We start from the raw sequence: 22,963 nt of genomic DNA on the forward strand, positions 1-22,963 counted from the left end.
GGATTGAGACATGACCAAGACACCTGACATGACCGCAATGTTCAAAGACGTGCTGGGCGCTTTCCCTGTTGATAACGCCGCCATGCAAGACGCCTTCAAAAACACAGCAACTCTGAATGAGAAGCTGTCCGGCGTTGCCTTCGACGCAGCAGAGAAGTCCGCCGACATCTCCTCGGCTTGGACCAAGGAAACACTGGCCCGCTTGACCGAGATGACCAAAGTCAAGGCCGAGCCTACAGACTATGCCAAAGCGATGACCGATTTCGCTTCCGCTTCTGCCGAAGCCGCAGCCGAGCATATGGCCGCCTTCGCTGAAGTAGCCAAAAAGGTTCAGATGGAAACTGTTGAGCTGATGATGGCTGCTGGCAAAGACCTGCAGAACGAAGCAACAGCTGCAGCAACCAAAACAGCCGAGAACGCTCAGGCTGCTGCCAAGAAAGCCACCTCGAAGTAAACCGTCCGCCGGTTTTACCTTCACGGTATGATGCCTAAAAAAGGGGCAGGTCCATTCGGGCCTGCCCTTTTGTCATGCGCTCTTTCTATTTGGTGAATGCTGTCCTAAGCTGCGATGCAGCACCACTGGTCGGGAGTAATATCATGGCGGAAAAACCGAAGCCCTTGCTGATAAAACGCTATGCCAGCCGTAGATTGTACAACACCGAAACCAGCGATTATGTCACGCTAGAGGATATCGCCGGCTTCATCCGCGATGGCCGGGAGGTGCAGATCGTCGATTTGAAGTCCGGCGATGACCTGACACGGCAATATTTGTTGCAAATCATCGCCGAACACGAGAGCCGGGGCGAGGCGGTGTTGCCAGTTGACGTGCTGACCGATCTGGTGCGCAGCTATATGTCCGGCAATGTTTCGGTCGTGCCGCAGTTCTTGCAGGCTTCTTTCGACATGCTGCGCGATGGGCAGAGTAAAGTGGTCGAAAACATGAGCGCGCTGAACCCGATGGCCAAGATGCCAGGGCTCGAAGCGATGCAGGCGCAGCAAGAGGCCTTTATGAAGGCAATGACCGGCGGCTGGGCCAAATCCACCGGGCCTGAGCCTTCTGGTAAGAAGCCCGAGCAGGGCGACGATCTGGACGCGATCAAAAAGCAACTGGCGGAGTTGCAGGCTAAGCTCTCGAAAATGAGCTGACCGAGGCGTCACTGCGCGTGATGTGAGGGAGCCATGTGCTCCCTCTTTTCGTTGAAAGCCTAGGCGGCCTGCGCATCCGCAACCTCGGCCAAAGCGCCCAAGATCACATCCGCCACAGCGTCGATTTGCGAAAGGGTCAGCTGGACCGGGAGGCGTACGTCACAGGCCCGCATCAACATCGCACGGGTGCGCGGAAGTTCGGGCAGGTCTTCGATAAATTGCCAGTTCCAGAAGGCGCGAGCGTTGTCGGTGCTTTGGCCGAAGACCTGAACTTTGACACCGGCATTTTCTGCTGCGGCAGCAAAGGCACGGATCGTTGCGTCGGGCAGACCGACCACATTAAATTGGATCGAATCCGGCGCGCGGGTTTCGCCGGGCAGGGGGCTGGGCACATCTATCAGAGGCGACGCCGCAAGCCGCGCGGCCATGTGATCGTGATTGCGCAACCCATCCGCCACCCGCCGCGGCAGATGCGGCAGCTGCGGGCGGATGATCGCAGCCGAAAGGTTCGACATGCGCAGATTGTAAAGCGGCAGCCGGTTTTGCCACTTGGCAAAGCTCTCCTGCAGCGCGGAATGTTTCTTCCAGTTGTGCTCATAAGCGCCCGACATGATGATAGCGCGGGCCACCAAATCAGCGTCACCGGTGATCAGGATACCCCCTTCGCCCGCATTAATCATTTTGTAGGACTGGAAAGAGAAGCAGCCGATCTTGCCAATTGTCCCGATCTTCTGACCCTGCCATAGCGTGCCAAGCGAATGGGCAGCGTCTTCGATCACCGGGACATTCGCCGCATCGCAGAGCGCCATGATCGTATCCATATCCGAGGTATGCCCGCGCATATGGCTGATGATCACGGCCTCAACACCGGGCAGTTTTGCTGCGAAATCTTCAAGATCGACACGGTAGTTCTCCCCCACCTCACAAAGCACGGGCTTGTACCCTGCATGGATCACGGCAGAGGGAACGGCAGCAAAGGTGAAACCGGGGATCAACACGCGCGCATCTTTCGGCAGGTCCAAGGCGAGCAATGACAAAAACAGCGCGGCAGAACAGGAAGAGACGGCAAGCGCATATTTGCTGCCCATCATCTGCGCGAATTCCACTTCCAGCAAGGAAACAGGCGCGTCTTTCGCCGCCGTATAGCGAAAGAGATCGCCACTTTGCAAAAGCGCCGCTAGGGCGGCCTCGGCTTCGGCGGGGATCGGTTCGGCGCGGTGCATGTCAGGCAGTGCCATATTTCAAAATCCTGAATAATGATTTCTGAAATTGTAAAACAATGTGCCGCGTAGGCCAAGGCCCGAAGGGGTTCCTGTCAATCACGCCTGCCCCTAAAGGCCCCGTTGCGTTTCACACCCCACCTCTTCCCCTTCATCCTTTTAAAAATACCCGCGGGGGAATCGCGCCTCCGGCGCGATGGGGGCAGCGCCCCCCACTTCTCGCCGACCTGCCCAAATGGCAGAACCCAAAATTTCCCCCTCTCACGAGGTCAGAGCCCGAGCCGGTCCCGCGTTGCGTACCAAAGCATGGCAAGCACCAAAAGCGGGCTGCGCATCGAAGCGCCGCCGGGGAAAGCCTGCGTCGGGATCGCAGCCATCGTGTCGAACCCTTCGGCATCGCCTTCGATGGCCTTGGCCATCAGATAGCCCGCATGGGTCGCCGTGCCGACCCCATGGCCTGAGTAGCCAGAGGCCGAGAGGATATTGGGCGCAAGCCGCGCGACATAGGGCAGGCGTTTCATGGTGATGCCCAAGGTGCCGCCCCAAGCATAGTCAATCTTCACGTCCTTCAATTGCGGAAAGACCTGCGACATTGGTTTGCGCACCCTGGCGGCGATGTCCTGCGGAAAGCGGTAGCCATAGCTTTCGCCGCCCCCAAAAAGCAGCCGCCCGTCGTGCGACAGGCGGAAGTAGTTCACCACGAAACGGCTGTCGGCGACGGCAACATCACGCGGCAGCACGTCTTTCACCCGGTCTCCCAAGGGTTCTGTTGCGGCAATGAAGTTGTTGATCGGCATGACCCGCGCGGCAACTTCGCCGTTCAACTTTCCGAGATAGCCGTTGCAGGCCAGCACAACATGGTCGGCGGTGACGCTGCCGGTGGCGGTCTGCACAATTGCATTACTGCCTTCGACGATATTCTCGGCGGGGCTTGTCTCATGGATGCGCACCCCTGCGGCGGCTGCGGCACGGGCCAGGCCAAGCGCATAGTTCAGCGGATGTAGATGCGCCGCACCCATGTCGAGCACGCCGCCCTTGTAGTCGGGCGAGGGGCAGACCGATTGCAGCGCGGTGTGGTCCAACACCTCAATCTCATCATAACCGTAGTGCTTTTGCAGATGTTCCGCATAGTCGTGCAGATGCCGCACGTCAGAGACGGTCGATCCGGTCCATGCCACACCGGGTTTCAGATGGCAGTCGATCTCATGCTTCTCGATCAACGATTTGACCAGCGCCTTGGCTTCTTGCCCCATATCCCAAAGCTTGCTGGCATGGTCTTGGCCCAGCATCTTTTCCAGACTGTCCTGCTCAACCCGCTGACCGGACCCCAACTGCCCGCCGTTGCGGCCCGACGCGCCAAAGCCCACGCGCTGCGCGTCCAACAGCACCACATCATAGCCCGCCTCGGCCAAATGCAGCGCAGCTGATAGGCCGGTATAGCCCCCGCCAACGACACAGACATCGGCTTTGGTATCACCCTGAAGCGGTGGGTAGGCCGTATGCTTCGTGGCGGTGGCGGCATACCAGCTTGTGGGGTACTGGCCGGGCGTGTCATTGGCGTAAAGCAGGTTCATCGGTCCTCCGGGCTTCAGACGTTCATCAGTAGATGTTCACGTTCCCAAGGCGAGATGACCTGAAGGAACTCTTCGTATTCGGCACGTTTCACGATGGAGTAGACGCGGGCGAAGTCGGGGCCCAAGACCTCGTGCAACTCCGTGGCTTCTTCAAACAAATCAAGCGCTTCGCCCAAGACCTGCGGAATGTCTCCTTCGCCGACATATGCGTCACCCTTGAACTCGGGCAGCGGGTCTTTTTGTTGGGTCAGGCCCAGATATCCGCAAGCGAGGCTGGCGGCGATGCCCAAGTAGGGGTTGCAGTCCATCCCGGCGAGACGATTTTCCACCCGGCGTGATTTCGGCCCCGAGAGCGGCACGCGAATGCCGGTGGTCCGGTTGTCGCGGCCCCATTCGAGGTTGATGGGGGCTGCGTGGTCTTTCACATAGCGGCGGTAGGAGTTCACGTAAGGCGCGATCACCGCCAAGGCGCTTGGCATGTGGTTTTGCAGACCGGCGATGAAATGCTTGAAGGGTTCAGTCTCTTCCCCGTCGGCATTGGCAAAGATGTTCTCGCCGGTGTTCACGTCGAGCACCGAATGGTGGATATGCATGGCGCTGCCCGGCTCATCCGCAATCGGCTTGGCCATGAAAGTGGCGTAGCACTCATGGCGCATGGCCGCTTCGCGGATCAGCCTCTTGAAGTAAAAGACCTCATCCGCCAGACGCACCGGATCGCCGTGTTGCAAGTTGATCTCAAGCTGGCCTGCACCGCCTTCTTGGGTGATGCCGTCGATTTCAAAACCCTGCGCCTCGGCAAAGTCATAGATGTCGTCGATCACCGGGCCGAATTCATCCACCGCGGTCATCGAATAGGCCTGCCGCGCCGCTGCGGGGCGGCCCGAGCGGCCCATCATCGGCTGAATTTCCTTGGCCGGGTCGATGTTGCGCGCCACAAGGAAGAATTCCATCTCAGGGGCCACCACAGGCTCCCAGCCCTTGTCGCGGTAGAGTTGCACCACGCGTTTCAAGACGTTGCGCGGGGAATAGGGCACCGGCTCATTGTTGCGGTCGAAAGCGTCGTGGATCACCTGAAGCGTCCAATCCCCTGTCCAGGGGGCTGCGGTGGCCGTGGCCATATCCGGGCGCAGGATCATGTCCTTCTCGATAAACCCATCTTCGCCCGCCGCTTCGCCCCATTCGCCGGTGATGGTCTGGTAAAAGATGCTGTCAGGCAGGTGGAAGTAGTCTTGCCGGGCGAATTTCGACGCCGGGACAGCCTTGCCCCGGGCAATGCCGGGCAGGTCGGGGATAATACACTCCACTTCGTCCAGACGGCGCCCCTCAAGATAGGCGCGTGCCGCTTCGGGTAATACCTCTGTCCAATCGTCGGCCATCAGGCCCTCTCTTTCCTGTTGTCTTTAAAGAATGCGGCCATTTGGTCCGCGATTTTATGGTTATCAATGGGGCCGCCCAAGGCAGCGGTCGCCTGTTCAAGCTGGAGGTCTGGCACCACGCCCTTGCCGCGGGTTTTGATCAGACCGTCAATGAAGTCATGCCCGAACTCAGGATGCGGCTGTACCGTCCAGATGCGGTTGTCATAGGCCAGCGCGGCATAGGGGCAGAAGTCAGATGAGGCAACGACCTTGGCGCCTTCGGGCAGTTCCACGACCTGATCCTGATGCCATGCGTTCAACGCCAGTTTCTCGCCACCCATGTCGTATTCTGTGCGGCCAATCGACCAGCCGCCGGTGAACTTTTCAACCTTGCCGCCAAGCGCTTGGGCAATGATCTGATGGCCAAAGCAAACGCCAATCATCGGGCGGCCATCGGCATAGGTCTCGCGGATGAAATCCTCCAGCGGGGGGATCCAGTCGTGATCCTCATAGGCGCCGTGTTTAGAGCCGGTGATGAGCCAGCCATCGGCCTCGCTCACCCCTTCGGGTAGGATGCCATCGACCACATACCAAATCTGAAAATCAAAGTCGTGACCGTCCAGCAGCTTGGTGAACATTTCGCCATAGTCCCCAAGCTCTTTGCGGAAGTCCTCGGGGGAATGGCCGGTTTGCAGAATGCCGATTTTCATGTGTCACCTGTTACACAGTGTCGAGGTAGATCTCGACCTGTTCCTCTGGGGTCAATTCCTGCATGTAATGCAATTCTTGACGTTTCGTCAGCACGAAGTTGCGGATCATTTCGGGGGCAAAAATACGCGCGACATGGGGGCAGCCCTCAAACAGGTCGATCGCGGTTTTCCAATCGCTGGGCATGCGCGGCAGATCGGCGGCATAGGCGTTGCCGGTGATCGGGGCCGGTGGTTCTGCCGCGTCTTCGATCCCGTTAAGCGCCGCGCCCAAGACGGCCGCCAGCATCAGATAAGGGTTCACATCGCCCCCCGACACGCGGTGTTCGATCCGCCGCGCCTTGTGGCTGCCTGAGGGGATGCGGATCGCTGCGGTGCGATTCTCATAGGCCCAGCAGACCCCGGTGGGCGCGTGAGATTCAGGCACCATCCGGTCAAAGCTGTTGGCATGGGGGCAGAAGACCAGCGCCGAGCCCTGCATCGCGTTCAGGCAGCCCGCCACGGCGTGGCGCAGCGTGTCGGTCCCCTTTGGCCCGCCATCGTCGAAGATGTTATCGCCGTTCTCATCCAGCACCGAGAAATGCGTGTGCAGACCGGAGCCTGAGTAATCCTCATAGGGTTTCGCCATGAAGCTCGCGGCAAAGCCGTGCCGCCGGGCCAGCCCTTTGACCAGCATCTTGAACAACCACGCATCGTCAGCGGCGCGCAGGGCGTCGTCGCAATGCATAAGGTTGATCTCGAACTGGCCCAGACCCGCCTCGGAAATGGCGGTGTCGGCGGGGATGTCCATCTCTTCGCAGGCGTCATAAAGATCGGTGAAGAACAGATCGAACTGGTCGAGTGCGCGGATCGACATGGTTTCAGCCGCTTTGCGCCGCTTGCCAGAGCGGGGCGAGATCGGCACCTGAAGGTTGCGGCCCGAGTCGTCGATCAGGAAGAATTCTAACTCCACCGCGCAGACCGGCGTGAGGCCGCGCGCTTTGTAGCGGTCGAGCACGGCACGCAGCGCGTGGCGCGGATCGCCGGGGTAGGGGCGGCCATCTTCGCGGAACATCCAGATCGGCAGCAGGGCCGAGGGCGCGTCGAGCCATGGCATTGGCATGAAGCCCCGCTCGGTCGGTTTCAGCACGCCATCCGCATCGCCGCTTTCAAACACCAGCGGGCTGTCGTCGATATCCTCGCCCCAGATGTCGAGGTTCAGCACCGAGACCGGAAAACGCGTGCCTTCGGTGGTTACTTTATCCGCAAACCGCGACGGGATTCGCTTGCCGCGTGCTTGGCCATTCAGGTCAGCGGCGGCCACACGGATGGTGCGGACTTGGGGGTTTTTACGAAGCCAGTTGTTCATACGTCACCTGCAAGGGCGGTGGGCATGTCACAGAGCGGTTTGCCCGAGGGCAAAAGCGGTCGGCGCCCACGCGCCGCGTAATTTGATCAAATAATGGATACTACCGGATCAAATTAGGACGCAAGCGAATTTTACGGCGTTGGGCCTGTGGGAGGTGCCGGTTGAGGCGGGAATTGATCAAACCGAAGACGCCAATGATGCAAAGCGTCAGCAGGATGAAATAACCGGCAAGAATGGGATAGGGGACGAAGGGGTTGAAGGTTTTGTCGGCAAAATAGCTGGCGTAATAGAGCGCGTCACCACGCTGCTGCCATGCCGGGAAACCACTGAAAAACACCAGTGTCGTGGCGTGAAACAGAAAAATCGCCTCGTTCGTATAGGCGGGCCAAGCGAGCCGCAGCGAGGTGGGCCAGATCACTCGGCGAAAGCGCGACCAACCGGACAGACCATAGGCATCCGCGGCCTCTACATCGCCCTTGGGGATGGATTGCAGCGCGCCGTAAAAAATTTCGCCCGAATAGGCGGCAGTGTTGAGAAAGAGCACGATCAGCGCCCCGAGCCATGCCGCGGTGAAGGGGGCAAAGAAAGCGTATTCGGACTTCAGCGACAGAAACAGGAAGTAGCCAAAGAAGAACTGGATAAAGAGCGGCGAGCCCCGGAAGATGAAGATGAACCACTCCGCCGGTTTGCGAAACCACGGGTTCGGACTGGCCTTGCCGACGCCAAGCGCTGTGGCAAAGAAGAAGCCGGTCAGCAGGGCGATAACGCCAAAGTAGATGTTCCAGAGCATGCCCGAGCCGATCAGCGTGAACTGTTCGCAGAGCGTGAAGTTCTCGCGCGGAAGCAGCCGTTCGCCGATGCCGAGCGAGCGTAGGCCATAGTCTTGGATGGTCTGTAGACAGCTCATGCGCCGGCCCTCCGCTGTGCTTCGCCGCCGGTGGTGGCTTGGCCGCGTGTCAGTCGTTTCATCAGTCGGTCCAAGGCGATTTCGGAGATGCGGGTGAAGAGCAGGTAAAACACCAGAAGCGCGAGGAAATACCACATGCGCCAGTCGGGGTGCGGGTAATCGGTGAAGCGCGGGGTTTTTGTGCCGCCCAGTTCTCGTGCCCAGTAGACGATATCTTCGACACCCAAGAGGAACAGCAACGGCGTGGCCTTGATCAGCACCATCCAAAGGTTGCTAAGGCCGGGCAGGGCATAGACCCACATCTGCGGCACCAGCACGCGCCAGAAGGTCTGGCGGTGGCTCATGCCATAGGCCTCTGCTGTCTCTAGCTGGGCGCGGGGCACGGCGCGCATGGCACCAAAAAGCACATTGGCCGCGAAAGCCCCGAAAACAATGGCAAAGGTAAAGACCGCGAGGCTGAAGCCATAGGTCTCATGTACCCATTGCGCGGCATTGCCGAGGGGCATTTTGGCCGCTTGGCAGACCACGAAGTCATTGCCTTGGCGAACCGGCATGTCCCAGTCGGAACAGAGTACCTTATGGCGCAGATACTCAATGCCCTGATCCAGGGCGATGACGAAAAACAGAAAGAAGGCGATATCGGGCACGCCGCGCACCAGCGCGATATAGCCCTTGCCGACCCAACTGAGCGGCGCAAACCGCGCGCGCGCCATCATGGCTCCGCCAAAGCCGAAGGCCAGCGCCACGGGCGCGGTCACGGCAAGCAGCATCAAGACCTTGAGGAAGGACATGTAGAACGACATATGGACGCCGGTTGTCAGATAACAGGCGGTCCAGAACCAGTCGTCCAGGATCGATGGGTCAGTGCAGAAAGAAAACATGGGCCCCCATGGGCTGATCCGCGCGAGGGTGCCGCGCAGGGAAGGTCAGGCGCGCCGCGAGGGGCGCGCCTGAGGTTGGATCACTCGTAGGTGGTGGTGTCTTCGCCGAACCACTTCTTGAGCATCTCGTTCAGCGAGCCGTCTTCCTTCATCTCGGTAATGACAGCGTCGAATGTGTCGCGCAGTTCAGTGTCGGACTGGCGCAGACCCATGCCGATGCCACCGCCGAGCGGCACATCTTCGCCCACGAACATCAGTTCGCCGCCGGATTCCTCGACGATTGGCACGAGGTAATCTTTGTCGGCGAAGACCGCATCCGCTTCGCCATTACGCACGGCGGCAACGGTCTCTTCGGGTGTCGCGAATTCGATCAGCGTGGCACCGCTTTCGGCGACATAGCCCGCCTGGATGGTCGCGGTCTGGCCGGCAACAACGCCGCCTTCGAGGTTCGCGTCCTCAGAAGCCGCGACATAGGCCGAGGCGGTGGGCGGGTAGTAGTTCTGCGTGAAGGCGATGACTTCTTTGCGCTCGTCGGTGATGCTCATGCCCGCCATGATGGTGTCATAGTTGCTCGACACGAGGTTGGGGATGATGCTGTCCCAGTCGTTCTTGACCCATTCGCAGGTCAGTTCGGCGCGTTTGCACAGCTCGTCGCCCAACTCGCGCTCGAACCCGTCAACTTCGCCAGCGTCGTTGATGAAGTTATAGGGAGGGTAGGCGCCCTCGGTGCCCATGCGGATGGTTTTGCCATGGGCTTCGGCAAAGGCCATGCCGGCGGTGAGGCTTAGTGCGGCTGTCGCAAGTAGGATTTTTTTCATTAGGTGTCTCCCTTTGGTTTTTTATTTACGCAGGCTGGGTTGCCGATAGGAACCCACGCAGACGTTCCGATTTGGGCGCGCCGAAAAGCTCCTCGGGCGTCCCTTGTTCTTCGATCAGACCTTGGTGCAGGAACACGACATGGTCGCTGACGTCAGCGGCCAGTTTCATGTCATGGGTCACGATCACCATCGTGCGCCCCTCTGTGGCGAGGTCTTTGATAACTTTGACAACTTCCTGTTCAAGCTCGGGATCAAGCGCGCTTGTCGGCTCATCAAACAGCAGCGCCTCGGGCTCCATGCAGAGCGCGCGAGCGATGGCCGCGCGCTGTTGCTGGCCGCCGGACAGTTGGGCGGGGTAGGCGTCGCATTTATCGCCGATACCAACTTTTTCGAGATAGCCGCGTGCGGCGCGCTCGACCTCGGCGCGGTCGCGGCCCAAGACGGTCAGCGGCGCTTCCATCACGTTTTGCAGGATCGACATATGTGCCCAGAGGTTAAACTGTTGGAACACCATCGACAGATTCGTGCGGATGCGCAGCACCTGTTTGGCATCTGCCGGGCAGCGATGGTGGCCATCGCCTTTCCAGCGGACCGGCTCACCTTTGAAGATGACTTCGCCCTGCTGGCTGTCTTCCAGCAGATTACAGCAGCGCAACAAGGTCGATTTACCAGAGCCCGAGGATCCGATCAGCGAGATAACATGGCCACGGGGGGCCGTCAGGTCGACCCCTTTGAGAACCTCCAGCGCGCCATAGGCTTTGTGAAGGTTCTTGATCTGGATAACCGGGGTATCTGTCGTCACGGAAACTGTCGCCAATCTGTCATTTCAGTGCGCTATAAAGCGACGAATCGACACAGATTGCAACGCAGACTTTCGCCTCTGTCGCCTCGCTGCGCCGATGATTACGCTAGGTCAACTTTCCTTAGCGACGCGCTGGCGGGCCATGGCGCTGTCGGTGTCGGTCACACCCAGAAGGTTCGACACCAGCCGCAGCAGCGCGTCTTCTTCGTCCGAGCGGCTGCCGTCGGCCAAAACCACCTGCCAAAGCGCTTCGATGACCTCCAAACGACGTTCATAGGGAACGGCATCCTTGATCGCGCGGGTAAAGCGCACGGTGTCGGGGGCTTGGGCCTCAAGCTCTTCGGCCTCATTGCGCAGGGCGGTGGCATCGGCCTCATTGAGGCCATAGCGCTCAGCCGCGATCCGGTCGATCAAGCGCCGCTCGCTCATCGCATAGTCATTGTCGGACCGGGCGATCCGTACCAAAAGCGCGGTCAGCGCGAGGCGGGCGTCATTGTCGGCCAATGGGTCGGGCTCGGGCTGGGTCAGCCGTTTGAGAAAGTCACCAAACATAAGTGCGTTATCATCCTGCTGCGGGGAAGGCTGCTCCGCCTCGGCCCGGGGTGAAAGAGATTGTCAAAGCGTATTCAAAGCGTTGGCGCGGGCCGCGGCCATGTCCTCATCCGAGAGGCCAAGCGCGGTTTCAATGGCGACAAGCTGAATTTCCTCGTCATCGTTGCGCGCCCCGTCCGAGAGAGCCACTTGCCACATCGCCTCCCCCAAAGCTTTGCGGTCGGCATAGTCGACCTCTTCGCGCAGAATGCGGGTGAACTCCGGCGTGCCGGGGGCGTCGCGCTCCAGTGCTTCGCAAGTGGCGCGCAGTTTCGCCGCCTCGATGGGTTTGAGCCCGAAGGTCCGTGCCAAAATCCGGTCAATCTGGCCGATCTCAGAGGCGCGGTAGTTGCGATCAGCGAAGGCCACACGCACCAAAAGCGCGCCCAAAGCCAATTGGGCATTGGGCTGCGGTAAAGGTTTCGGCTGTGCCTTGCGGCGGGGGAACAGTCGGTTCAGCATGGGGCTCACTTATTCAGGTGGAAACGGATTTGCCAAAAGGGAAACTGCGCATGGAAGGCAGTGGTTCCTAGAAACAGCCAGAGGGCTAGCTGTCATAGCCCTCAACGATCACTAAAGACCCATCCGCGACATTTAGGCGGATGTCTTTCGCGCGCTGGTAGCCGGGGCTTTCATAGCAGGCGACCGCATCGGCGTAGCTGTCGAATTCCAAGACCACTGTGCGGGCACGCATTTGACCTTCGCGGACCTGTTGGGTGCCGCCACGCACAAGGAACCGTGCGCCGTAATCTGCGAATGGTTTGGCATTGGCGGCGCGGTATTTGTCATAAATCGCAGTGTCGTGGATATCCATGGTGGCGATCCAATAGCCCTTTGGCATCTGTTATCTCTCCTGTTGGGTCAAAGTGGCGAAACGGGCGGTGAGGTTCTGCGCCTCAGTTTCCATCCCGTAGGGGGGATTGATCACGAACATGCCCGAGCCAACCATGCCATGACCGGGCCGCGCGGGCGGAAAGCGCACCTCGTGGCGCAGCGCATCGGGATGGTTAGCGGTGAGTGTGTCGAGCATCGGTACATGCGCGCGACTGGTCAGGATCGGATACCACAGGGCGATGATCCCGACGTTCCACGCGCGATGTAGCTTGGCGATCTGGCGCGGGATCGTCTCGTAATCGGTTTTGATCTCATAGCTGGGATCGATCAGCAGCATGCCCCGGCGCGGAGTTGGCGGGGTCAGGGCAAAGGCCATCTCGAACCCGTCGCTGAGGTGACATTTGGCCGGGTAGGGCGACATCGCCAGATCAAGCGCGCTGTGTTCTTGGGGGTGCAACTCGGCCAGATGGATGCGGTCATCGGGGCGCAGCAGCTTGGCGGCCAGCAGCGGTGAGCCGGGGTAGGCGCGGGGGCCGTGGGTCTCGCGCAGGTCTTCCAGAACCTGTCTGTAGGGGTGATCGGGGGCGAACCATTTGGCGACCTTGTCGATGCCTTGCCGCGCCTCGCCGGTCTTTTCCGCTGCCGCATCAGACAGGTCATAGAGCGCCCGTCCGGCATGGGTTTCCAGATAGGTGAGCGGTTTGTCCTTGCGGGTGAGGTACGACAGCATCCACGCCAGCAGCGCGTGTTTCTGTACGTCTGCAAGGTTTCCGGCGTGGTAGATGTGTTGATAGCTGAGCATGGCTCAAGGTGTAGCGGAGTGGTTGGCGGGTGCAACGCGAAAGAGTGGGAGCTAAGGGCCAGCGCCTGTCCGCGGGTGGGCGACCCAAACCGCGATCCATGCCACTTTATGGTGCTACCGTGATGTGTTCTCGCAAAAGTATGCGCCCGTCGCGAAATCGCCTACCCAACGCACCGCAGGTGCGCCGAATGAATGATGGCACGCCTACGGCGTGGCGGGCGGGCAGGCGATGGCCCGGCGCCTGCGGCTTGATTCCGAGCCTGATGGTGGGTGCTAGAAAGAGATAAGGCCAGGCGTTTAACGCACGGGCCTTAAAACTTATACCAACCGCGACACATCCTTCGCCGCGCGCACAAAATCCTTGAACAAAGGATGCGGCTCAAAGGGCTTGGACTTCAGCTCAGGGTGAAACTGCACCCCAATAAACCACGGGTGATCCGACCACTCGACGATCTCGGGCAGCTTGCCGTCGGGCGACATGCCCGAGAACTTCAACCCGGCCTTCTCAAGCTGGTCCTTATAGGCGATATCAACCTCATAGCGGTGGCGGTGACGCTCATCAATCGTGGTGGTGCCATAGGCTTCGGCCACGCGCGACCCTTCGACCAGCGTCGCGTCATAGGCCCCCAAACGCATGGTGCCGCCTTTGTCGTCGTCCACTTTACGCGCGACTTTGTGGTTGCCCTGCACCCATTCCTTGAGGTGGTACACAACCGGCTCGAACCGTTTCTTGCCCGCCTCATGGTCGAACTCTTCGGAGCCAGCTGTCTTCAGCCCGGCTACATTGCGCGCTGCTTCGATCACCGCCATCTGCATGCCAAGGCAGATGCCCAGATAGGGCACCTTATGTTCACGCGCATATTGCGCGGCCTTGATCTTGCCTTCGGTGCCACGCTCGCCAAAGCCCCCGGGGACGAGGATCGCGTGGAACCCTTCGAGGTGCGGGCCGGGGTCTTCGCTGTCGAAAATCTCGGCATCGACCCATTCGACTTTGACCTTCACACGGTTGGCCATGCCCCCATGGGTCAGCGCCTCGGCGATGGATTTATAGGCATCTTCAAGCTGAGTGTATTTGCCGACGATGGCGACTTTGACTTCGCCCTCGGGGTTATAAATACGGTCCGCGACATCTTCCCAACGGCGCAGGTTTGGCTTGGGCGCAGGAGTGATCTGGAAGGCATCCAGTACCGCTTGGTCCAGCCCCTCGCGGTGGTAGGCCAAGGGCGCTTCGTAGATCGACTTGAGGTCTTGCGCGGCAATGACTGAGTCCGGACGTACGTTGCAGAACAGGGCCAGCTTTTCACGCTCTTTGGCGGGGATCGGACCCTCGGAACGGCAGACCAGAATGTCAGGCGCGATACCGATGGAGCGCAGTTCTTTGACCGAGTGCTGTGTCGGCTTGGTCTTCAACTCACCGCTGGCCTTAACAAAGGGCAACAGCGTCAGATGCATGAAGATACACTGCCCGCGCGGCTTGTCTTGGCTGAACTGACGGATTGCCTCAAAGAAGGGCAGGCCTTCGATATCGCCCACGGTGCCGCCGATTTCACACAGCATGAAGTCGACTTCATCACCGCCGATGTCGAGGAAGTCTTTGATCTCGTTGGTTACATGGGGGATCACCTGAATGGTCTTGCCCAAGTAATCGCCGCGACGCTCTTTCTCCAACACGTTAGAGTAGACCCGACCAGAGCTGATGCTGTCGGTCTTGCGCGCAGCCACGCCGGTAAAACGCTCGTAGTGACCAAGGTCGAGATCGGTCTCTGCGCCATCGTCGGTGACGAAAACTTCGCCATGCTCGAAAGGCGACATCGTGCCGGGATCGACGTTCAGATATGGGTCTAGCTTGCGCAGACGAACTGAAAAACCGCGTGCCTGAAGCAAGGCGCCCAAGGCCGCCGAGGCCAGACCCTTGCCCAGCGACGAGACCACACCGCCTGTGATGAAGATATAGCGTGCCATGTGATCGGAGACCCCCGTGAATTCAAAGTTTGTTGCAGGCAAAAACCAGCCAAACGCGTTGCGGAAAACCGCAACACCACGGGATTTAAGCCTTACAGGATTCGTGCGTGTGAGGCAAGGCCCGCCGCAACATACAGTTGCGGAACCGGGCCGTGCCTCAAGGTTTTGTGTTCGTTAGGTTAATCGGCCGCAGGGACCAGCGGTGTATTGCCATCCGCAGACGGCGGCAGCAGATCGTCGCCCGCCGGCAGGGCAGGGCTGCCATTCTGGTTTTGGGCGGGCGGTGTCGCGCTCAGCCGGTCAATGACAGACGAGCCTGCGGATTTTTCCGCCGCGATGATGGTCAGTGTGATCGAGGTGGCAATGAAACCGGCTGCAAGGATCCACGTCATCTTGCCTAAAGCAGTCGCAGCAGACCGACCCGAAACAGCGCCGCCGCCGCCACCGATGCCTAGGCCGCCGCCCTCAGACCGTTGCAGCAGCACCACGGCGATCAGGCCAAGGGCCAGAATCAAGTGAATGATCAGAACGACATTTTCCATGGGTACGACAGCTTTCGGTTTTGGTTGGCGGGTATCTATTCGTCTTTGTCCATGGGGGCAAGGGTGGATTGCCGCGCAACGGCGATCGGATTGGACAGGGGACAGCAGGGGTGCCGACAGACAAAGACCGCCGCATGGGGGCGACGGTCTTTTGAAGCGGTACTCAACCACAATATGTAAGAGGGCTATCCTGGAATTAAGGTGGTGCAGACTCGCCTCGTAGGATTATCATAGCATAAAACGCAGGCAAATTCGCATGGATTGTTTTCAGGGAAATGAATGGATTGACAGTTTTCGGCGATGGACAGCCGAGCGTGCCTCGGGCAATCTGCAGTTATGCCCCATGATCATTCAGACCACGACCACCCCCATGCCCTGCTGCCGCCTGAGCCTGCGCTCAGGGTCAAGGCGCTTGAAACGCTGCTGACGCGCAAGGGGCTGATCGACCCCGCAGCACTAGATGAGATCATCGACACCTACGAAAACCGCATCGGCCCGCGCAACGGCGCGGAGGTTGTCGCCCGCGCGTGGAGCGATCCTGACTTTCGCGCGGCACTGCTTGAGGATGCGACCGCCCTGGTGGCCGAGATGGGGTTTTTCGGGCGGCAGGGCGAGCATATGGTCGCGGTCGAAAATACAGACGAGGTGCATAATATCGTCGTCTGCACCCTGTGCAGTTGTTACCCGTGGCCACTGTTGGGCATCCCGCCGGGTTGGTATAAATCCGATGCCTACCGCGCCCGCGTGGTGCGTGAGCCGCGTAAGGTGCTGGCGGAGTTCGGTGTCGAACTGCCCGCCGAGACCGCCGTGCGGGTTTGGGATTCGACGGCCGAAGTGCGCTATCTGGTGATCCCGCAACGCCCGGCGGGCAGCGAGGGGTTGGACGTCGCCGCATTGGCCGATCTTGTCACCCGCGACAGTATGATTGGCACCGGATTGGCCAAAGCCCCATGACCCGCGTTCATGATATGGGCGGACGTTTCGGGGATGGCGCGGTGACGCCAGAGGCCGAGGACGTGATCTTTCACGCCGATTGGCACCGCCGCGCGTTGGCGCTGACCTTGGCCACGGGTGCTTTAGGCAAATGGAACATCGACGTGTCGCGCCATACCCGCGAATGTCTGGCCCCGACTGACTATGCCCGGTTCAGCTATTACGAAAAGTGGATCGCCGGGGTGGCAGATATGCTGGTCGCCCGTGGGGTGGTCAGCCGCGAGGAACTCGCGGGCAGGGCCGATCCTGCGCCCAGCCCGCTGGCGGAAAAAGCGCTAAAGGCGCCGCAGGTGGCTGGGGTGCTGGCCCGTGGCGGCCCGGCGGATCGCCCCTCTGACATCGCGGCAATCTTTGCGCCCGGTGATGCGGTCGTCACCCGCAAGCGGCCTGAAAACACCATCGTCCCCGGCGGCCACACCCGGCTGCCTGCCTATGCCGCTGGCGCGAAGGGCCGGGTGCTGCGGCTGCATGGCGCGCATGTCTTACCCGACAGCAACGCTCATGATCTGGGCGAAGCCCCCGAGCCGCTTTATGCCGTGGCCTTTCCGGCCTCTGAGCTTTGGGCGCATCCCGAACACCCCCGCGATGAGGTCGTGCTCGACCTATGGCAAAGCTATCTGGAGACCCCATGAACGCCCCGGAACCCGTCTTTGAGGCACCATGGCACGCGCAGCTTTTCGCGCTGACGGTGCATCTGAACGAGAGCGGCCTTTTCGACTGGCCCTTTTGGGCTGACCGCTTTGGTGCGACACTCGCCCAACATGGGCTGGCGCGCGAGCTGAACGGTGGAGAAGACTACTTCAACGCATGGCTTGAAACCCTCGAAACCCTGCTGATCGATGCGGGCCACGCCCGTCCCGGTGATCTACGCGTCCTACGCAACGGGTGGGAGACCGCCTATCTCAACACGCCGCATGGCGCGCCGGTGCATTTGAACGATCCACAGACCGGCTAAATCCCCTCGCTGGCGCTAGGCACGTTTTTCGAGTTTCACACGCCTGCCACTGTCGCTATACGGGCGCGGGACATCGCAAAGGAATATATCATGGCCAATGTCGTCGTTGTCGGCGCCCAATGGGGTGACGAGGGAAAAGGCAAGATCGTTGATTGGCTCAGCGAACGTGCCGATGTGATCGCACGCTTTCAAGGCGGGCATAACGCGGGCCATACTCTGGTCATCGACGGCAAGGTTTACAAGCTGCATGCGCTGCCTTCGGGCGTGGTGCGCGGCGGTAAGCTGTCGGTCATCGGCAATGGCGTGGTGCTGGACCCGTGGCACCTGCTGAAAGAGATCGAGACGATCGAAGGTCAGGGCGTCGAGATTAGCCCCGAGAACCTGATGATCGCGGAAAACACGCCGCTGATCCTGCCGTTCCACGGCGAATTGGACCGCGCCCGCGAAGAAGCGGCGAGCAAGGGCACCAAGATCGGCACCACCGGTCGCGGCATTGGCCCCTGCTACGAAGACAAGGTTGGCCGTCGTGCCATCCGCGTTGCCGATCTGGCCGATCCTGCGACGCTGGAAGCCCGCGTCGATCGTGCCCTGCAGCATCACGATCCGCTGCGCAAAGGTTTGGGCGTTGAGGCCATCGACCGCGACGCGCTGATCGCGCAACTGCAAGAGATTGCGCCGAAAATCCTGCCCTTCGCCGCGCCGGTTTGGAAAGTGTTGGCCGAGAAGCGCAAGGCTGGCAAACGCATCCTGTTCGAAGGGGCGCAGGGCGCTCTGCTGGACATCGACTTCGGCACCTATCCTTTTGTCACGTCTTCCAATGTGATTGCAGGGCAGGCGGCGACTGGCGTGGGCCTTGGCCCCACCGCCATCGATTATGTGCTGGGCATCGTCAAAGCCTATACCACACGCGTCGGTGAAGGCCCGTTCCCGACCGAATTGGAAGACGCCGACGGCCAGCGTTTGGGTGAGCGGGGCCATGAATTTGGCACCACCACCGGGCGCAAGCGCCGCTGCGGTTGGTTTGACGCGGCCCTGCTGCGCCAGACCTGTGCCACCTCTGGCATCACCGGCATATGCCTGACCAAGCTCGACGTGCTCGACGGGTTTGAGACGCTGAAGGTCTGCGTGGGCTATGATCTGGATGGCGAACGACTCGACTATCTGCCGACCGCTGCCGAACAGCAGGCGCGCTGCGTGCCAATCTATGAAGAACTGCCGGGCTGGTCCGAATCGACCGAAGGCGCGCGCAGCTGGGCCGACCTGCCTGCCAATGCGATCAAATATGTGCGCCGGGTCGAAGAATTGATTCAATGCCCGGTCGCGCTGGTCTCAACCTCGCCAGAGCGGGAGGACACCATTCTGGTGACCGACCCTTTCGCGGACTGATCTGATGGCGCTGAGCTATAAGGCACGCCGCCGTTGGGCGCTGGTCATCCTACTGATCGGACTGCCGAGCTATATTGCCGTGGCGGTCTGGACGGTGGCCCAGTTCGACCGCCCGCCGGTGCTGCTTGAGCTTGGCATCTATGTCGCCCTTGGCATCGTCTGGGCGCTTCCGTTCAAATTTGTCTTTAAGGGCATCGGACAGGCAGACCCGGATGCGGGCGACGATCAGTAACAGCTAATAAAAAAGCGCCCCTCGGGGCGCTTTTTCGTATCTGCACTATGGCCGGGGCTTAACCCACGGCGCGGTGATCGGGACGGTAGCCGATCTCATCCGAAACGGTGAACCGCCCACCTTTGATCTTCTCGATCTTACCTGCGCGCAGCAGCTGACCGAAAGAGCGCAGCCCGTCTTCGCGGGTGAAGTCCGGCAGTCCGATCGAGCGGACCTTGCCCATCAACTGCGGGCGGGAAAACTGGTCGCGCCCCTCGACAAAGGACATGTAGGACGCCGCTGCTTCAAGCAGTTCGGGCAGTTTGGTGGCACCCATGTCGGCTGCGAAATCTGCAAAGCTCTCTGCATCGGGGTTGGTTTTGACAGGCTCGACCACCGCGGCCACACGGCGCGGACGCACAGGGCCTGCGCTGCGCAGCTTGTCGACGTCGATGCGCTGCTCGGCCACCAGTTTCAGCGGCGCAGGGCGGGCATCGTTGTTGGGACGCTCGGTGCGTGCCGGACCGCTGACGGGGCGGCGCGGGCGGACCACATCGGCCAAATCTTCGCGGTAGGCATCATCCGACGTCGCGGTCGTGGCGCGGCCACCCATCGCTTCGTCAGCTTTTTTCGCAGCGACAGCGGCCCGCAGATGGGCAAAGGCATCGCGGCGTGTGGTGCTTTCGGGCTCGCCCATCTTGCTGTCGGTTTCTGCCATCAGGCGGGACATGTCGGGACCGGTCGCATCATCAATTGTGGGCAGGCTGTGACGCGCGGCTTGTGCAGGCTCAGCGGCCTCATCGGGCAGTTCCGGTGCTTCCTCAGCCTCTGCGGCAGGGGTGAGCTCTTCTTCCTGAGCAGGCTCGGCCTCTTCCTCGGTCATCTCGACCTTCGGTGCAGGCGCTTCTTCCGTCTGCACGGGGGTGGCTCCGCCGAGTTCGGCTTCCAAAGCAGCCAGTTCACGGGCCAGTTCGTCTTCGTCCTCAGGTGAGAGGGACGAGCTGCGTTTCTCTTCCACTTTCGCGGCGGGCGTGTCCTTCGGGGCCTCATCCGAAACTTCTTCCAGATCGCCCCGCGCTACAGCTGCATCGAGATCGGCGCGCTTGACCTTGATCACCCGACCCTTGCGGGGCAGATCGGCGGCGTCAATTTCCGGCGAGGCTTCGGTTTCGGCGTCAAAGAGGCTTTCGTCTGTCTCGGCCTTTTCGGCCTCTTCTTCATCGGCGGTCTCAAGCCGGTTGAGGATGTCGGTCAGATCGTCATCGTCATCTTCAACATCGTCTTGGGCCATTTGAGTGGCTTCGTCGGCCTCCAGCGCGTCTTCGATATCACGACGGGCGGCGGCGATGGCGGCTTGGCTTTCTTCGGCCTCAACGCGGGTCTCAGCGGTTGCGCGGGCCATGATCGGCGCGGCCTCGCCAACCTCTTCCTCATCGTAGCCTGCTGTATCGTCTTCGTCCTGCTGGGCTACAACCGCGCGAATACGCTGCAGTTTCGCGGCAATGCTGTCGGCAGGGGCGGCACCTGCAGCAGGTGTTTCCTCGACGTTGGCTGTCTGTGCTTCATCCTCGTAATGGGTCTGCGGCTGCGGGCTGGCGGCAAAGAACGCCTCTGCGTCGCTGGTGTCTTCTTCTTTCGCCTCGGCAACTGGTGCCTTGGCCACAGGGGCGGCGGCAGGCTCGGCCATCACGGCGGTGTCTGCAATCTCGGCCTTGGGGGAGACGGGTACTTCTGGCGTTGCAACCGCGGCGGTGTCGGCAATCTTAGCCTCGAGCGGGGCTGGTGCCTTTTCTTCAACGGGGGCTTGCTCTGCCGCGCGGGGCGCTGGCGTTGGAGCCTGTGCAGGAGCAGGAGGCGCTTGAGCCGGGGCTTGGGCACCGTGATCTTCCAGCGCGCTCAGCACGATCTTGCCTTCTTGCTCACGGGCCTGAACCCGGCGAGACACTTCGCGCTGTGCGATCCGAGCGAGCATTTCCGCATCCGGCTGTGGGGGTTCGGCACCGAAGTAACGGTCATCCGAGGCCAGGTCGCGGAAATATTCGGCAATGGCCTTCATGGTGCCAAAGGAATCGTCGAAGCCTTCCAGCGTGCACGAAAAAGTGCCATAGGAGACCGTCAAGATTTTGTTGCTGTTCATCATCGGATGCTCGTCCTCTGCGGTGTTGCAGATATTGTTTACCACGATGTCCAAGACCAAAGCGGCTCGAATCTGTGCCATTCAACGTATGATTTCAAGGCAAGATTAAGGCAGATTTCCAAAAGGGGCATTAATTGACCACTACAGACTACATAGTTCGGGACAGCGGTCCAGTCACGCTGATCGGTGGTGGGGAGACCTCTGACGGAGATCTTGAGGCGGCCTTGGCTTTGGCCCCAACCTGTATCGCGGCAGACGGTGGCGCTGCGCTGGCCGTGCGGGCGGGGGTGCCGCTGGCGGCTGTGATCGGCGATTTGGATTCTACTCCAGCAGAGGTGCTGGCGCAGGTCCCGGCAGAGAGATGCCACCGGATCGCCGAACAAGAGAGCACGGATTTCGACAAGGCGCTGACCCGGATCGACGCGCCATTGATCCTGGGGGTTGGCTTTACCGGGGCACGGTTGGATCACCAGCTTGCGGCCTTCAATACGCTTGCGGCCTATCCACACCGGTCCTGCATCTTGCTGGGCGCGCAGGAGATTGTACTGCTCGCCCCGCCGCACATTACCCTGCCGACCCAGCCGGGGGACGTGGTCTCTCTCATGCCATTGGCGCCGGTGACAGGGCGCAGTCGCGGATTGGAATGGCCGATCGACGGGCTGGACTTCGCCCCCGGCGGACGGATTGGCACGTCGAATCGCGCCTTGGGGCATGTCGCACTTGAAATGACGGGGCCGAATATGCTGCTAATTCTACCGCGCCGCCTTATGGCGCCACTGGCGGCACAGCTGCTGCGGTCAGCGCCCGCGCCGTGGCCCGCTCACGCATGATCACATAAAGGCCCGCAGCGATGGTGATCATAATGCCCAAACCCGCAAGTGGGTTTGGTAGGTCCGAAAAAATGAGCAGACCAAGCAGAGTGGCGAAAGGAATTTCGAGGTATTGCATTGGGGCCAGAGTGGCCGATGGGGCAAAGCGCAGGGACCAAGTCATGAGCAAATGCGCAATGGTGCCAAGAAATCCGATACCAAGCAGCAGGGTCCAGTCGAATGCATCCGGCCGGATGATCTGGAGCGGCGCGATGCCCGTGGCAGAGCCGAGCGCCAGAACAGGCAGAATGATCAAAACGGCCATGACACCACTGACGGCCTGAAGGCTGATCGGGTCGGTTTCTTTGGCGATCTGCCGTGTGACCAGCATGAAGAATGAAAAGACAACCGCCACCACGATCGGAAGCAAGGCAGGCCAGCCCACATTTGCAAAGCTCGGCTGAACGATCAGAAGCGTGCCCAGAAATCCAACGATACTAGCCCCCAGCCGTCTTGCGCCGACTTCCTCTTTCAAGATGAACTTGCCCAGCAGCAGCATGAAAAAGGGCATGACGAAAGCGATGGCGACGGCATCAGCTAAGGGCAGGTATTTTAGCGCCGTGAACATCGCAGCGATCCCTGCCATGTGTAGGATGGTCCGCAACAGGGTGAGCCAAAACACCCGCCCATGCATGTGCCACGTCCGGTCAGAGTGCCAAACGATCGGGATGAGGATAAGTGCTTGAATGGCGAAACGGATCAGAACGACCTGCCCCAAAGGGACCGAAGCTCCCAACAATTTGGCTACCGCATCGCCCACGGGGGCGATGATGCAAAAGCCCATCATGAGGGCTATTCCTACAAGAGGCCGATCCTGCTGCATGGCGTTACGTTAGGGAAGGTTTGCGTAAAGTGCAATCTTTGGTTGCAGCGCGGTTGGTTTTGTCGCGTGCTCTGAGCAGAGCAGAGCAGAGCAGAGCAGA

At 60.4% G+C, this 22,963-nt stretch carries 25 protein-coding genes; 8 read left to right on the plus strand and 17 right to left on the minus strand.

Annotated features, from left to right (window positions below; all coding sequences use genetic code 11):
- Positions 1-10: 10 nt before the first annotated feature.
- The gene (locus tag K3759_RS04890) at positions 11-454 is read left to right on the plus strand and encodes a phasin family protein (protein WP_259984584.1); all 444 of its coding nucleotides are present in this window, start codon (positions 11-13) and stop codon (positions 452-454) included.
- Positions 455-597: 143 nt separating this feature from the next.
- Positions 598-1,146, plus strand: a complete 549-nt coding sequence (gene phaR, locus K3759_RS04895; RefSeq protein ID WP_259984585.1) for a polyhydroxyalkanoate synthesis repressor PhaR — start codon at positions 598-600, stop codon at positions 1,144-1,146.
- A gap of 59 nt (positions 1,147-1,205) precedes the next feature.
- Here phaR and K3759_RS04900 read toward each other — a convergent pair whose 3' ends face one another.
- From K3759_RS04900 to secG, 15 genes are all read right to left on the minus strand, one after another.
- The gene (locus tag K3759_RS04900; RefSeq protein ID WP_259984587.1) at positions 1,206-2,384 is read right to left on the minus strand and encodes a DegT/DnrJ/EryC1/StrS aminotransferase family protein; all 1,179 of its coding nucleotides are present in this window, start codon (positions 2,382-2,384) and stop codon (positions 1,206-1,208) included.
- 251 nt (positions 2,385-2,635) lie between these two features.
- On the minus strand, positions 2,636-3,940 hold the full coding sequence (locus K3759_RS04905) for an FAD-binding oxidoreductase (RefSeq protein WP_259984588.1): 1,305 nt from the start codon (positions 3,938-3,940) through the stop codon (positions 2,636-2,638).
- Between the two features lie 14 nt (positions 3,941-3,954).
- On the minus strand, positions 3,955-5,316 hold the full coding sequence (locus tag K3759_RS04910) for a glutamine synthetase family protein (protein ID WP_259984589.1): 1,362 nt from the start codon (positions 5,314-5,316) through the stop codon (positions 3,955-3,957).
- A complete protein-coding gene (locus tag K3759_RS04915) occupies positions 5,316-6,005 on the minus strand; it encodes a type 1 glutamine amidotransferase (protein WP_259984590.1) in 690 nt (229 codons plus the stop codon). Before K3759_RS04915 ends, K3759_RS04910 begins: the two co-directional genes overlap by 1 nt.
- Positions 6,006-6,015: 10 nt before the next feature.
- The gene (locus tag K3759_RS04920) at positions 6,016-7,350 is read right to left on the minus strand and encodes a glutamine synthetase family protein (RefSeq protein WP_259984591.1); all 1,335 of its coding nucleotides are present in this window, start codon (positions 7,348-7,350) and stop codon (positions 6,016-6,018) included.
- A 100-nt stretch (positions 7,351-7,450) separates the two neighbouring features.
- The gene (locus K3759_RS04925) at positions 7,451-8,257 is read right to left on the minus strand and encodes an ABC transporter permease (RefSeq protein ID WP_259984593.1); all 807 of its coding nucleotides are present in this window, start codon (positions 8,255-8,257) and stop codon (positions 7,451-7,453) included.
- On the minus strand, positions 8,254-9,138 hold the full coding sequence (locus tag K3759_RS04930) for an ABC transporter permease (RefSeq protein ID WP_093926754.1): 885 nt from the start codon (positions 9,136-9,138) through the stop codon (positions 8,254-8,256). The genes K3759_RS04925 and K3759_RS04930 overlap by 4 nt, the downstream gene beginning before the upstream one ends.
- 80 nt (positions 9,139-9,218) lie before the next feature.
- Positions 9,219-9,956, minus strand: coding sequence for a transporter substrate-binding domain-containing protein (locus K3759_RS04935; protein WP_259984594.1), 738 nt, complete (start codon positions 9,954-9,956; stop codon positions 9,219-9,221).
- Positions 9,957-9,981: 25 nt separating this feature from the next.
- Entirely contained in the window at positions 9,982-10,758 is a 777-nt protein-coding gene (locus K3759_RS04940) for an ABC transporter ATP-binding protein (RefSeq protein ID WP_259984595.1), read from the minus strand.
- Between the two features lie 111 nt (positions 10,759-10,869).
- Positions 10,870-11,310 carry a TerB family tellurite resistance protein gene (locus tag K3759_RS04945; protein WP_259984596.1) on the minus strand — a complete coding sequence of 147 codons (441 nt, stop codon included), beginning with the start codon at positions 11,308-11,310 and terminating at the stop codon, positions 10,870-10,872.
- Positions 11,311-11,373: 63 nt separating this feature from the next.
- On the minus strand, positions 11,374-11,811 hold the full coding sequence (locus K3759_RS04950) for a TerB family tellurite resistance protein (protein ID WP_259984597.1): 438 nt from the start codon (positions 11,809-11,811) through the stop codon (positions 11,374-11,376).
- A gap of 85 nt (positions 11,812-11,896) precedes the next feature.
- Positions 11,897-12,190, minus strand: a complete 294-nt coding sequence (locus K3759_RS04955; protein ID WP_067627071.1) for a DUF1330 domain-containing protein — start codon at positions 12,188-12,190, stop codon at positions 11,897-11,899.
- Positions 12,191-12,193: 3 nt separating this feature from the next.
- Positions 12,194-12,985: a 23S rRNA (adenine(2030)-N(6))-methyltransferase RlmJ gene (locus K3759_RS04960; RefSeq protein ID WP_259984598.1), complete on the minus strand. Its 792-nt coding sequence runs from the start codon at positions 12,983-12,985 to the stop codon at positions 12,194-12,196.
- 318 nt (positions 12,986-13,303) lie between these two features.
- Entirely contained in the window at positions 13,304-14,947 is a 1,644-nt protein-coding gene (locus K3759_RS04965) for a CTP synthase (RefSeq protein WP_259984599.1), read from the minus strand.
- Between the two features lie 179 nt (positions 14,948-15,126).
- On the minus strand, positions 15,127-15,489 hold the full coding sequence (gene secG / locus K3759_RS04970; RefSeq protein ID WP_259984600.1) for a preprotein translocase subunit SecG: 363 nt from the start codon (positions 15,487-15,489) through the stop codon (positions 15,127-15,129).
- Positions 15,490-15,825: 336 nt separating this feature from the next.
- On the opposite strand from secG, the gene nthA reads away from it, so the two are divergent.
- The 5 genes from nthA (at position 15,826) to K3759_RS04995 (ending at position 19,055) form a co-directional block, all read left to right on the plus strand.
- The gene (gene nthA, locus K3759_RS04975) at positions 15,826-16,443 is read left to right on the plus strand and encodes a nitrile hydratase subunit alpha (RefSeq protein WP_259984601.1); all 618 of its coding nucleotides are present in this window, start codon (positions 15,826-15,828) and stop codon (positions 16,441-16,443) included.
- Positions 16,440-17,114 (plus strand): nitrile hydratase subunit beta, encoded by a 675-nt coding sequence (gene nthB / locus K3759_RS04980; protein ID WP_259984603.1) that lies wholly within the window; start codon positions 16,440-16,442, stop codon positions 17,112-17,114. The genes nthA and nthB overlap by 4 nt, the downstream gene beginning before the upstream one ends.
- Positions 17,111-17,437, plus strand: a complete 327-nt coding sequence (locus K3759_RS04985; RefSeq protein WP_259984604.1) for a nitrile hydratase accessory protein — start codon at positions 17,111-17,113, stop codon at positions 17,435-17,437. The genes nthB and K3759_RS04985 overlap by 4 nt, the downstream gene beginning before the upstream one ends.
- A 90-nt stretch (positions 17,438-17,527) precedes the next feature.
- Entirely contained in the window at positions 17,528-18,823 is a 1,296-nt protein-coding gene (locus K3759_RS04990) for an adenylosuccinate synthase (protein WP_259984605.1), read from the plus strand.
- Between the two features lie 4 nt (positions 18,824-18,827).
- Positions 18,828-19,055, plus strand: coding sequence for a DUF2842 domain-containing protein (locus K3759_RS04995; RefSeq protein WP_007119326.1), 228 nt, complete (start codon positions 18,828-18,830; stop codon positions 19,053-19,055).
- A 58-nt stretch (positions 19,056-19,113) separates the two neighbouring features.
- Here K3759_RS04995 and K3759_RS05000 read toward each other — a convergent pair whose 3' ends face one another.
- Positions 19,114-21,252, minus strand: coding sequence for a hypothetical protein (locus tag K3759_RS05000; RefSeq protein ID WP_259984606.1), 2,139 nt, complete (start codon positions 21,250-21,252; stop codon positions 19,114-19,116).
- Between the two features lie 53 nt (positions 21,253-21,305).
- Here K3759_RS05000 and K3759_RS05005 point away from each other — a divergent pair, with 53 nt between their 5' ends.
- On the plus strand, positions 21,306-22,001 hold the full coding sequence (locus K3759_RS05005) for a thiamine diphosphokinase (protein WP_259984607.1): 696 nt from the start codon (positions 21,306-21,308) through the stop codon (positions 21,999-22,001).
- Here the strand turns inward: K3759_RS05005 and K3759_RS05010 are convergent.
- Positions 21,937-22,863, minus strand: coding sequence for a DMT family transporter (locus tag K3759_RS05010; protein WP_259984608.1), 927 nt, complete (start codon positions 22,861-22,863; stop codon positions 21,937-21,939). The genes K3759_RS05005 and K3759_RS05010 overlap by 65 nt on opposite strands.
- Positions 22,864-22,963: the final 100 nt, after the last annotated feature.

Source organism: Sulfitobacter sp. W027 (genome assembly GCF_025143985.1).
Classification (GTDB): domain Bacteria; phylum Pseudomonadota; class Alphaproteobacteria; order Rhodobacterales; family Rhodobacteraceae; genus Sulfitobacter.